This is a genomic window from Aeromonas sp. QDB18 (assembly GCF_027705325.1).
Lineage (GTDB): Bacteria > Pseudomonadota > Gammaproteobacteria > Enterobacterales > Aeromonadaceae > Aeromonas > Aeromonas caviae.
Genome location: NZ_JAPDBQ010000138.1, coordinates 1 through 11,414 on the forward strand (window position 1 = coordinate 1; position 11,414 = coordinate 11,414).

At 60.7% G+C, this 11,414-nt stretch carries 14 protein-coding genes and 1 other RNA gene; 10 read left to right on the forward strand and 5 right to left on the reverse strand.

Features of this window, described 5'->3' with window-relative positions; genetic code table 11:
- From OKC30_RS16985 to OKC30_RS16995, 3 genes are all read left to right on the forward strand, one after another.
- Positions 1-827 (forward strand): methyl-accepting chemotaxis protein (locus OKC30_RS16985; protein ID WP_270666723.1); only part of this gene is annotated, 827 nt, incomplete at its 5' end.
- Between the two features lie 178 nt (positions 828-1,005).
- Positions 1,006-1,536: a DUF1523 family protein gene (locus OKC30_RS16990; RefSeq protein ID WP_010674042.1), complete on the forward strand. Its 531-nt coding sequence runs from the start codon at positions 1,006-1,008 to the stop codon at positions 1,534-1,536.
- Positions 1,533-1,829, forward strand: a complete 297-nt coding sequence (locus OKC30_RS16995; protein ID WP_039039881.1) for a winged helix-turn-helix domain-containing protein — start codon at positions 1,533-1,535, stop codon at positions 1,827-1,829. The genes OKC30_RS16990 and OKC30_RS16995 overlap by 4 nt, the downstream gene beginning before the upstream one ends.
- A gap of 96 nt (positions 1,830-1,925) precedes the next feature.
- Here OKC30_RS16995 and OKC30_RS17000 read toward each other — a convergent pair whose 3' ends face one another.
- A complete protein-coding gene (locus tag OKC30_RS17000; RefSeq protein ID WP_045525252.1) occupies positions 1,926-2,402 on the reverse strand; it encodes a hypothetical protein in 477 nt (158 codons plus the stop codon).
- A gap of 29 nt (positions 2,403-2,431) precedes the next feature.
- A complete protein-coding gene (gene rihA, locus OKC30_RS17005; RefSeq protein ID WP_109112420.1) occupies positions 2,432-3,367 on the reverse strand; it encodes a pyrimidine-specific ribonucleoside hydrolase RihA in 936 nt (311 codons plus the stop codon).
- 194 nt (positions 3,368-3,561) lie between these two features.
- On the opposite strand from rihA, the gene OKC30_RS17010 reads away from it, so the two are divergent.
- Entirely contained in the window at positions 3,562-4,293 is a 732-nt protein-coding gene (locus OKC30_RS17010) for an RluA family pseudouridine synthase (protein WP_420359772.1), read from the forward strand.
- 107 nt (positions 4,294-4,400) lie between these two features.
- Here OKC30_RS17010 and udp read toward each other — a convergent pair whose 3' ends face one another.
- The gene (gene udp / locus OKC30_RS17015; protein WP_010674037.1) at positions 4,401-5,156 is read right to left on the reverse strand and encodes a uridine phosphorylase; all 756 of its coding nucleotides are present in this window, start codon (positions 5,154-5,156) and stop codon (positions 4,401-4,403) included.
- Positions 5,157-5,548: 392 nt separating this feature from the next.
- Between udp and OKC30_RS17020 the strand changes: the two genes are divergently transcribed.
- The 3 genes from OKC30_RS17020 (at position 5,549) to OKC30_RS17030 (ending at position 7,853) form a co-directional block, all read left to right on the forward strand.
- Positions 5,549-6,646: an iron-containing alcohol dehydrogenase gene (locus tag OKC30_RS17020; RefSeq protein ID WP_160838880.1), complete on the forward strand. Its 1,098-nt coding sequence runs from the start codon at positions 5,549-5,551 to the stop codon at positions 6,644-6,646.
- Between the two features lie 132 nt (positions 6,647-6,778).
- A complete protein-coding gene (locus OKC30_RS17025) occupies positions 6,779-7,117 on the forward strand; it encodes an outer membrane protein assembly factor BamE (RefSeq protein WP_029314185.1) in 339 nt (112 codons plus the stop codon).
- Between the two features lie 100 nt (positions 7,118-7,217).
- Positions 7,218-7,853, forward strand: a complete 636-nt coding sequence (locus tag OKC30_RS17030) for an NAD-dependent epimerase/dehydratase family protein (RefSeq protein WP_160838878.1) — start codon at positions 7,218-7,220, stop codon at positions 7,851-7,853.
- Positions 7,854-7,921: 68 nt separating this feature from the next.
- Here the strand turns inward: OKC30_RS17030 and OKC30_RS17035 are convergent, their stop codons facing one another.
- Entirely contained in the window at positions 7,922-8,278 is a 357-nt protein-coding gene (locus tag OKC30_RS17035; RefSeq protein ID WP_102948158.1) for an RnfH family protein, read from the reverse strand.
- Complete coding sequence (locus OKC30_RS17040) at positions 8,271-8,705, reverse strand: SRPBCC family protein (RefSeq protein ID WP_010673974.1); 435 nt, start codon at positions 8,703-8,705, stop codon at positions 8,271-8,273. Before OKC30_RS17040 ends, OKC30_RS17035 begins: the two co-directional genes overlap by 8 nt.
- A gap of 248 nt (positions 8,706-8,953) precedes the next feature.
- On the opposite strand from OKC30_RS17040, the gene smpB reads away from it, so the two are divergent.
- The 3 genes from smpB (at position 8,954) to OKC30_RS17055 (ending at position 11,312) form a co-directional block, all read left to right on the forward strand.
- A complete protein-coding gene (gene smpB / locus OKC30_RS17045) occupies positions 8,954-9,442 on the forward strand; it encodes an SsrA-binding protein SmpB (RefSeq protein ID WP_010673973.1) in 489 nt (162 codons plus the stop codon).
- 122 nt (positions 9,443-9,564) lie between these two features.
- Positions 9,565-9,924: a transfer-messenger RNA gene (ssrA, locus tag OKC30_RS17050) on the forward strand.
- A gap of 164 nt (positions 9,925-10,088) precedes the next feature.
- A complete protein-coding gene (locus tag OKC30_RS17055) occupies positions 10,089-11,312 on the forward strand; it encodes an integrase domain-containing protein (protein WP_270667023.1) in 1,224 nt (407 codons plus the stop codon).
- The last annotated feature ends 102 nt before the right edge of the window (positions 11,313-11,414 follow it).

Genomic DNA, 11,414 nt, shown 5'->3' on the forward strand with positions numbered 1-11,414 from the left:
AGCCGGCTGGAATGACGACTATCGGGCTCAGTTATTCTTTGGTTAAAATATCAACAAAGTGTGCTCCCGCCCTGCAGCAGCAGCGGGGTGAGACCGAACAGGTGGCCTCCGCCGTCACCGAGCTGGCCAGCACCGCCGACAACGTCAACCACAACGCCGCCCTGGCCGACGAGCTGGCCCGGGATGCCAACAGTCGGGTCGAGCAGGGGCTGGCCCTGTTTGCCGAAAGCATCGAGGCCAACGGCCGCATGGCGGGCAGTCTGGAGAACGCCGCGACTGTGGTGGCCAGGCTCAAGTCCCAGTCCGAGCAGATCGGCAAGGTGATCGAAGTCATTCAGAGCATTTCGGAGCAGACCAACCTGCTGGCCCTCAACGCCGCCATCGAGGCGGCCCGCGCCGGTGAAAGCGGCCGCGGCTTTGCGGTGGTGGCCGACGAAGTGCGCCTGCTGGCTGCCCGTACCCAGGACTCCACCAAGGAGATCCAGGCCATCATCGAGCAGTTGCAGAGCCAGTCCCTCTCCGCCAACAGCGGCGTGCAGCAGACCCTGGAGATCCTCGGCCACAACCGGCAGCTCTCCGCCGAGGTACAGGCCTTGCTGGGGGGCATCACGGACGCGGTCAACCAGATCAACGGTGCCAACGCCCAGGTGGCGACCGCGGCAGAACAACAATCCTGCGTCACCGCCGACATCAGCCGCAACCTCACCAACATCCACGAGATCGTGAACCAGAACGCCGCCGGCATCAGCCAGAGTGCCGCCGCCAGTCACGAACTGTCACAGCTCGCCGAGCAGCAGCGCAGGCAGCTCGCCCAGTTCCAGCTCTGATACTGCGAGGATCTCTTCGATACCGTGGGGCCCGGCGCTGGCCCCGCACTTGCCCCTCCCCCTTCACGCCTCCTGTTTAAAACGGGTTTTTGCCATCAAGGTGTCATTGGGGGCTGGGCTGCATGCACAAATGTGGGTATGGTAGAGGCACGTCACTCCCCCTCATCGAGAGATCATCATGAGCCTGAAGTTCAAGAAACCCGCTTTTATCATGCTCGGCCTCATCGCCCTGCTCTCCGCACTCTGGCTCGATTTCTATCTGCCGGAGCACACCATCGCCACCATCACCGGGGTGGAGGTGAAGCGCACCGACAAGGATGGCCCCATCAGCCAGAAGAACCCGGCTGACGGCCCCACCACCGACGTCTATTACATCTACACCGAACGCCCCGGCGAGAAGATCCGGGTGTTTCGCAATGAAGACACCGAATGGGGCTGGCCCTTCTACTTCAAGTTCAACGCCGCCGACGTCCAGGCCAAGGCCAAGTCCATGGAGTTCGAAAAACGCCTGGCCATCATCACCTCCTACGGCTGGCGCGTGAACATGTTCTCCATGTTCCCCAACGTCACCAAGATCGCGAGCACCGAGCCCGATGCCTCCACCTGGAGCTTCTTCCGCTGGTTCTGGTTCGGTGTCTGGGCCCTGGTGATGGGCAAGGCGGCCATCGCCACCTGGCGCTACTTCGATCGCCTCGAGGACGAGATATGAGCGAGCCGAGCAAGACCCGCACCAGCTTCTATCGCCGGCTCTACGTGGCTCACCTCATCAGTCAGGGCACGGACACCGTGCCCGCCATCATGGAGGCGACCGGCATGCCGCGCCGCACCGCCCAGGACACCCTCAGCGCCCTGGCTGAGCTCGACATCCAGTGCGCCTTCGAGCAGACCGAGGGGGCTCGCCATCTGCAGGGGCACTACCGCATCAGCGACTGGGGGCCCATCAATCCGGCCTGGATTGCTGCGCAGCTTCCCGTCATCAGGCAGACCCTGGGGTATCCCTGACACCCCGGACCCGGGTCTGCTCCCATAGAGAAGGGGCCAGCCTTGCGGCTGGCCCCTTTCTTGTCTGGCCTGATATCCCGTTGCCCTCCCCCGGACTCACTCCCCTTCGCCGAAAGACGCTTCCGGCAGCGGCTCCGCCGACTCACCCCGGGTGCAGTCGATGATGGAGCGCTTGGGATTGTTGGGGTCGCGCAGCAACAGGGGGGCCATCCCCTCGTCATGCAGCCTCTCGTCGGAAAATTCGCTGCCATAGGCGTTGTGGGTCAGCCTGCGGGCATTGGCGATGGGGGTATCCACGAAGAGGGCATGTACCTCGAAGGTGGAGGCTGGCACCAGGAAGCCGACGATGGGCAGGCCGTGCAACTCCTGATGGACCTTGTACCAGGCAAAGCCCTCGCTCACCTTGTCAGGGGTATACATGGCGAGCTGCGGATTGGCCGGGCGCCCGGTCTCGATGTCGAGATGAAGGGTGTCCAGCTCGCAGGTCGCCAGCCCCTGCCACATCTTCTCGAACGGGGTCGCGCAACCCGTCAGTTGCATGCATGTCAGCAGCGCCAACGTCCCTTTCCACATTCCCAACCCCTTATCCGATGTCCAGGATTTCAACCAAATGAGCGCAGTCGCTGCACCAGCAACTCGATGAAACCTACCCTGTCGAGCCCCAGCAGCACCAGGGCATTGGCCGGTTTGCCGGTCAGGTCGTAGCGATCCACCACCGTCATCCCCAGGGTATGGGTCCCGCCGGTTTCGATATCGACCCGGCACTCCACCCCGTGAAACAGGGAGGGCGCCAGCAGCCAGGCGATGGTACAGGGGTCATGGAGCGGCGCGCCAGCAAATCCCCACTTGGGATCCCGATGATAGATCATGAAAAAGTCGAGCAGCTGTGCCACGCACTGCGCCACCGGGTTGGGAATGGCGCGTACCCGCTCGATATCCTCGTCCATCACCTGGGCCTCGTGGGTCACGTCCAGCCCGCACATGGTGATGGGCAGCCCCGACTTGAAGACCATATCGGCCGCTTCGGGATCCACATAAATATTGAATTCCGCCGCGGGGGTCCAGTTGCCCGCACCGGCGGCGCCCCCCATCAGCACGATGCGGGCGATCTTCTGCTTGAGCTCGGGGTGGGCCGCCAGCAAGAGGGCAATGTTGGTGAGCGGCCCGGTCGGCACCAGGGTGACCGGCTCCGGGCTCTCGCGCAGACATCTTGCCATCAGTTCAAGGGCGCTCATCGCCCGGGGAGCAAAGGCGGGCTCCGGCAGTTCTGGGCCGTCCAGCCCCGATTCGCCATGGACGTTGTCGGCGATAATGAGCTCACGGGCCAGAGGCTTGGCAGCCCCCGCCGCCACCGGGATGTCGTCGCGGCCGAGCAGGGTCAGGATGCGCAGGGCATTGTTGAGGGTCTTGTCCGGGGTCTGGTTGCCCGCGCTGGTGGTGACCGCCAGCACCTTCAGCTCGGGGCTCGCCAGCGCCAGAATGAGGGCGATGGCATCATCGTGGCCGGGATCGCAATCGAGAATAACGGGCAACGCCATGGACAGACTCCTTACAACATGACAGGGAGCCATACCTTAGCAAGAGATGGCCAGATGAACTCAGGAGGGAGTCACAAAACGCCTCAACCAACGAGATCAAGTACTTGGCGACAGGCCTTGGGAGCGGACACCCAGATTCGCCGCGCCGCCATCGTTCGGGTATGATCCCTCCCCCTTCATCGTCCGGCTGCCCCATGTCCGTCATCGTCGACATCTTCATCGCCCCGCCCTGCGCCGCCACCATCGAGATCCTGTTTGAGGATGCGCATCTGCTGCTTATCAACAAGCCGAGCGGCCTGCTGAGCCTCTCGGGCAAGAACCCGCAGAACCTCGATTCGGTCCACTACCGGCTGGTACAGGATTACCCCGGCTGCACCCTGGTGCACCGCCTCGACTTTGGCACCTCGGGCGTCATGGTGGTGGCCAAAAACAAGAGCATCAACGCCCTGCTCTGCCACCAGTTCAGCCAGCGCACCGTGAGCAAGGCTTACGAGGCACTGCTCTGCGGCCATCTGGCGGTGGATGAGGGCGTCATCGACGCATCCATCGCCAAGGATCCGGCGCTGTTCCCGCTGATGAGCATCTGCGCCGCCAGCGGCAAACCCGCCCGCTCACGCTATCGGGTGATGGAGCGGCTCACCCTGGAGGGGGCAGGCCAGCCGGTGCCATTGACCCGGGTCAGGCTGGTACCGGAAACCGGGCGCACCCACCAGCTGCGCATCCACAGCCAGTGGCTGGGCCATCCCATCCTGGGATGCGATCTCTATGGCGGCCTGCTCCCGCCAGGCTGCGAACGAGCCCCCAGACTGATGCTGCACGCCAGTGAACTCGGTTTTGTGCACCCGGTGAGCGGCGAAGCGGTACAGATCCGCTGTGAGGCACCCTTTGCGCAGGCACTGGCGGCCATGACGGTGCAACAGGGGTAACGAAGAAGGGGGAAAGCAGGGCCAGGAAGGCAAAAGGGGCAAACGGCGGATAAAGATAGGGGCCGCGCTTTCGCAACGGCCCCCACCCCCCACTCGGTGTGGTGCTATCAGATCAGCTTGCGAGCGGCGCCCAGCACGATCTTGATGGCATCAGATTCGGTTTTCGCCATGGTTTCGGCGTTCGGGATTTCCTGCTGGGTACGGTTCACGATGACACCGGCCACCATGCCCGCACGCAGGCCCTGGCTGGTACACATGGTCAGCAGGGTCGCGGACTCCATCTCGTAGTTCAGCACGCCCATGGCTTGCCACTCTTTCATGGAACCCTGGAAACGTTGTACCACGCGACCGGATACGGTGTCGTAACGCTCCTGACCCGGGTAGAAGGTGTCAGAAGAAGCAGTGACGCCCACATGCAGCTTGGAGCCCAGCTCCTTGGCGGTGTTCACCAGGGCGGTGGTGCAGTCAAAGTCGGCCACTGCCGGGAACTCCATCGGCGCGAAGTGCAGGCTGGCACCGTCGAGGCGCACGGAGCCGGTGGTGACGATCACGTCGCCCACGTTCAGGTGCGGCTGGATGGCGCCGGTGGTGCCGATGCGCAGGAAGGTACGGATACCCAGCTGGGCCAGCTCTTCCACCGCGATGGAGGTGGACGGGCCACCGATACCGGTGGAGCAGATGATCACGGCCTTGCCGTCCATCTCGCCGCGCCAGGTGGTGAATTCACGATGGCTGGCCAGGTGCACCGGGTTGTCCAACAGTTCTGCGATGCGCTTCACGCGCTCGGGGTCACCGGGGACGATCGCCAGGGTGGCGCCTTGCAGATCCGCTTTTTTCAAACCCAAGTGAAATACATCAGACATAGTGGACTCCTGGTTGCGCCCCGCCGCATGGCAGCCGAGTGCAGTTAAGGTGATTCTTTACGGTACTTTCAAGCCGGTGTCCCCTCATCCGGGGAGGCGCCAACTATGGTCGAAAGCGCTTTCCAATTCCTTGATGCGCCTCACACTTCTGCGCTTCAAAGCTGACAAAAATGGCGCGAAACGTTTGCTAAGATGATGAATTTCTTGAAAAACGTTTTTACGTTCCTTTTGCACTCCCATCCCTTGTCAAGCCTTGAGCGACCGTCCATTTAAAGAGCGCGATCGAGTCCACAAAGTTGCAAACGAGATACCATTGACCCCTTCTCATCCCCTCCGACGCTGTTATGTTGGCGCCCGCATACCACTTAATGGCTAATCATACGGAGTCCATCATGGCGACATTCAAGTTCTACATTCCCGCAATCAACCTGATGGGGGCGGGCTGCCTGCAGGAAGCGGCAGCGGATATCCAGGGACATGGCTATCGCAAGGCGCTCATCGTCACCGACAAGATCCTGGGCCAGATTGGCGTGGTGGGCCGGCTTGCCGCCCTCCTGGCCGAGCACGGCATAGGTGCCGTGGTGTTCGACGAGACCAGACCCAATCCCACCGTGGCCAACGTCGAGGCGGGTCTTGCGATGATCCGGGCCCACGGCTGTGACTGCGTCATTTCGCTCGGCGGCGGCTCACCCCACGACTGTGCCAAGGGCATCGCCCTGGTGGCCGCCAATGGGGGCAGCATCAAGGATTACGAGGGGGTGGATCGCTCCGACAAGCCGCAGTTGCCGCTCATCGCCATCAATACCACGGCCGGTACCGCCTCCGAGATGACCCGTTTTTGCATCATTACCGACGAATCCCGTCAGGTGAAAATGGCCATCATCGACAAACACGTCACGCCGCTGATGTCGGTCAACGACCCGGAACTGATGCTGGCCAAGCCCGCCGGCCTCACCGCCGCCACCCCGGTCACCGATGCCAGCGCCGTGATGGCCATCGCACTGATTGCCGAACACCTTCGCACCGCCGTGCATCAGGGGGAGGATCTCCATGCCCGCGAGCAGATGGCCTATGCCCAGTTCCTGGCCGGCATGGCCTTCAACAACGCAAGCCTGGGCTATGTGCACGCCATGGCTCACCAGCTCGGCGGCTTCTACGACCTGCCCCACGGGGTGTGCAATGCGGTGCTGCTGCCCCATGTCCAGGCCTATAACGCCCGGGTGTGCGCCGGTCGGTTCAAGGATGTGGCCCGTCATATGGGGGTGGATGTGAGTGCCATGAGCGATGAGCAGGGTGCGGCGGCAGCCATTGATGCCATCCGGCAACTGGCTAGCGACGTCAAGATCCCCACCGGTCTGGAGCAGCTCGGGGTCAGGGCCGACGACCTAGACGTGCTGGCCACCAATGCGCTCAAGGATGCCTGTGGTCTCACCAACCCCAGGCAGGCGACTCACGCGGAGATCGTCGCCATCTTCCGCGCCGCCATGTAAGGGGGCAAGATCTGCCAGGGCCGCCACGCGGCCCTTTTTATTGGCTGATGGATCAATGGCTTTTTACTTCCGCACGGGGAGTGGGTATGATTTGCCGAGCTAAAAAGACTGTATGGATGATCTGAACCCGATATGCGGATGAAACACCTGATTGCCGCGGCCCTGACCGCCCTCACCCTGTCCGGTTGCAGCCTGGTCTATCGCATCGATATTCCCCAGGGCAACTATGTGGAACAAAAGCAGGTCGACAAGCTGCGCCAGGGCATGACCCGCGAACAGGTCGAGTTCGTGCTGGGTTCTCCCATGTTGCGCGACAGCTTTGACCCCAACACCTGGTACTACCTCTATGAGTTCCAGCCCGGTCGGGGCGACAAGGAGCGCAAGGAGCTGACCCTCAACTTCGTGGGTGACAGACTGGCCACCGTGACCGGTGATTTCCCTCTCCCTGCCGCCTTCACCACACCGCTCTAGATGACATCACAAAACCGGCTTCTGCCGGTTTTGTTCTCTCTGGCCCCGGTGATGTCGCCGGGCCACACTCTGGATGCCTCATTGCCCCGAGGAGATCATCATGAGTCGATTCCTGATTGCCGGCGCCACCGGTCTGATTGGCAAAGCCTTGCTGCGCGAGCTGGGGACGGAGCACAACCTCCTCCTGCTCTGCCGCAAACCGGGCGACCCCGCTCCGGGACGCACCTGGCTGCCCACCTCGTTCGACGCGCTGGACAGATTGACGCTGCCCTCCCCTGTGGACATTGCCTTCTGCTGCCTTGGCACCACCCGCAAGGATGCCGGCTCGGCCGAGGCCTTTCGCCGGGTCGATCTCGACTATGTGCTGGCCTTTGCCGCGCTCGCCCGTCGCCACGGCTGCCGCCGCCTGCTGGTGGTCTCCAGTCTGGGCGCCAACCCGGGTTCCCCTGCTCTCTATCCCCGCACCAAGGGCGAGATGGAGCAGGCCCTGCTGGCCCAGGAGTGGCAGCGGCTCGTCATCCTGCGCCCGGCCATGCTGCTCGGCCATCGCGAACCTGCGCGCCGTTCGGAGCAGATCATCCAGGCCATCTATCCGCTGGTAAAGCCCCTGCTGCGCGGGTCGCTGCGCCGCTGGCGTGCCATCGAGGCCAGCCAGGTGGCGCACGCCATGGCGCGCCTTGCCATCAAGGAGAGCGGGATAGAGACGGTGGAAAACGAGCGCCTGCTCACACTGTGATGCCCCGTGTCGGGCGAGACGATCACAAAGGGGCGCCACGGCGCCCCCTTGTCACAACCCATCACCCGTCAGGTGCCGGCATCGTCTCGCTTGCGGTGCACATCGGGCCGCCCGCCGGTGACCACATCGGCACGCCCCTCTTCCTTGGCTTTTTCCGCACGCTTCTTGCGCATCTCCTTGGGGTCGGCGATGAGAGGGCGGTAGATCTCGATGCGATCCCCCTCCTGCACCGGCTCTGCGCCCTTGACCGGACGGCTGTAAATACCGAACTTGTTGACCGACAGGTCGATCTCCGGGTGCTTTTGCAGGATGCCGGACTGTTCGATGGCCGCCAGCACGCTGGTCTCGGGCGCGACCCGGATGCACAGCACCGTCTGCCGCTCGGGCAGGGCATAGGCCACTTCGATATTGAGGAGCTCAGACACCGTAAACCACCTTGGCACGATTGGAGAAGGCGAGCACCATGGAGCTCACCAGCTCGCGGAAGATCTGGCCAAAGGCCAGCTCAATGAGCTTGGAGGTGAACTCGAAGTCGAGATCAAACTCCACCTTGCAGGCATCCACGTCCAGGGGCGTGAAGGTCCACCATCCCGCCAGCTTGCTGAAAGGCCCCTCCACCAGCTCCATCTTGATGGTGCGATTGGCATCGAGCTGGTTGCGCGTGGTAAAGGTCTTGGCGATACCTGCCTTGGCCACATCGACCGAGGCCATCATGTAGTCTTCACCTGACTCATGAACACGGCTGCCGACACAGCCGGGCAGGAACTCAGGATAGGCATCAACATCATTGACCAGCCGGAACATCTGTTCCGCGCTGAACATCACCAGGGCACTGCGAGTAATACGGGGCATGGGTTTTCCTCATCCAATCGGCCCGATTTTATCACCTTGTCAGCCAAAATCACCGCCGAAACTGTTCGCGGGTCACCAAGCAGGGCAATCGCACACTTTCCGGCCAGTGTGGCCTGCTCTCGCCCCGCCCTTCCCTCAAAATCGTCATCGAACTGCTCACAAAGCCGCCACTCGGAGCGCTGTGCGTTTTACAGCCGCCGCCACCCACGTATAATGCGCCTTCCTAAACATTGCCTAAGGCCCCCGTCATGAGCAAAAAGAACAGTAAAAACAAAGCCGGGTCCAGCACCATTGCACTCAACAGAACCGCCCGTCACGAGTACTTCATCGAAGAGCGCGTGGAAGCCGGTCTGTCCCTGCAAGGGTGGGAAGTGAAGTCCCTGCGGGCGGGCAAGGCCAACATCAGCGAAGCCTATGTCATCTTCATGCAGGGGGAAGCCTTCCTGTTCGGCTCCAGCTTCCTGCCGCTGAACGCCGCCTCCAGCCACGTGGTATGCGATCCGACCCGCACCCGCAAATTGCTGCTCAGTCGCCGTGAACTCGACAAGCTCGAGAGCCTGACCGCTCGTCAGGGCTACACCATAGTGCCGCTGGCCCTCTACTGGAAAGCGTGCTGGGTCAAGGTCGAGATCGGCCTGGTGAAAGGCAAGAAAGAGCACGACAAGCGGGAAGACACCAAAGCACGGGAATGGGACCGTGAGAAGGCCCGCATCATGAAGAACAAGCACCGCGGTTGATTGTGCGCCGCCGGCCCCCATGCGGCGACCAATAAACCAGCAATCGACCGGCCAAGGCCGGTCGATTGCCATCAACGCCTTGCCATGACAGGATTTTTGCGTACAATCCCTTTTGACAACTTGGGGCTGATTCTGGATTCGACAAGATTCACGAAACCCAAGGTGCATGCCGAGGTGCGGTAGGCCTCGTTAATAAACCGCAAAAAAATAGTCGCAAACGACGAAAACTACGCACTCGCAGCTTAATAACCTGCGCTGAGCCCTTCTCCCCTAGCTTGCCTGTGTCCTAGGGAAATGGAAGGTCATCCTTCACAGGATCGTGTGGAAGTCCTGCTCGGGGCGGAAGCATTAAAACCAATCGAGCTAGTCAATGCGTGGCGTGTCTCTCCGCAGCGTGTTGGCGAATGTAAAGAGTGACTAAGCATGTAGTACCGAGGATGTAGTAATTTTGGACGGGGGTTCAAATCCCCCCAGCTCCACCAAATACCGGTCCAACAGTGACCAACGAAGTCCAAGAAACCCGCATAGCATAAGGCTTTGCGGGTTTTTTGTTGTCTTATGCTGTCCAATGGGGTGCGTTGCCATCCAGCCCTTTTAGGCATATCGTTAGGCATATCGTTTTGTATGCCTTCCGGAGCGTATGCCTATGCCTCGTATCACCCGTCCCTTATCCCCAACCGAGATCAAAGCAGCCAAGCCCAAAGAGAAGGAATACACCCTCTGCGACGGGGCTGGTCTGGAGCTCGTCATCAAGCCCAATGGCTCCAAGTTGTGGCGCCTGCGTTACTACCGCCCCCTAACTAAACAGAGAAACATGATCAGCTTTGGCTCCTGGCCGGAGATGTCGTTGGCTGAAGCGAGAGAGAAACGCTCCGAAGCCAAAACGTTGCTGCAACAAAACATCGATCCCCAACACCATCGTGATGAGCAGGCATCCGCTGCGTTATCACAGAGCGAGCACACCTTTGAAGCCGTCGCCAAGCGCTGGTTTGATGTTAAGCGCCCTTCCGTCACCCCGGCATATGCCGAGGATCTCTGGCGTTCTCTCGAAATGTACCTGTTCCCCGAGATAGGCACAGTGCCCGTTATGGAAATAAAGGCACAGCGAGCCATCAAGATCATCGAGCCCATCGCTGCTGCTGGAAAACTCGAAACCGTGCGTCGCCTCACGCAACGGGTGAACGAGATCATGACCTTTGCTGTTAACTCTGGTCTGATCGACGCCAACCCTTGCTCGGGGATCAGCAAGGTGTTTCAGCGGCCAGCCAAACAGCACATGCCCAGCATTAACCCCAACCAGTTACCAGAACTGATGAACAGGCTATCGAAGGCCAGCATCAATTTGCAGACCCGCTGCCTCATCGAATGGAGCCTTCATACCTTGGCTCGCCCCAGCGAGGCGGCCGGAGCAAGGTGGGCAGAGATCGATATGGAAAAGAAACTCTGGCGGATCCCACCAGAGAGAATGAAGAAGCGCAGAGGTCATGACGTGCCCTTGACGCCGCAGACACTTGCCTACCTGGACCTCATGCGACCGATCAGCGGCCATCGTGAATTTATCTTCCCTGGTATCCGTAATCCTAAAACGCACACCAACGAGCAAACAGCCAATGCGGCCTTGAAAAGAATGGGATATGAAGGGACCTTGGTCGCTCACGGCCTGCGAGCCTTGGGCAGCACCACCCTGAACGAGAGAGGATTTGATCGAGACGTTATAGAAGCTGCCTTGGCGCACTCTGACAAAGATGAAGTCCGTAGCGCATACAACCGCACGGATTATCTGGAACGTCGCCGAGAAATGATGGTCTGGTGGTCAGAATATATCGATGCAGCATCCAGAGTCGGTTCAGCACTCAGGGCGAGATCGTGAACATTTTGTTAAAAATTAAAAATAGTTTTTTGCCTACAAAACAAATACTTATAGGCCTGTGATATGCAGTTAACTTTATAGTCAGGATCGCCTTCACACTTT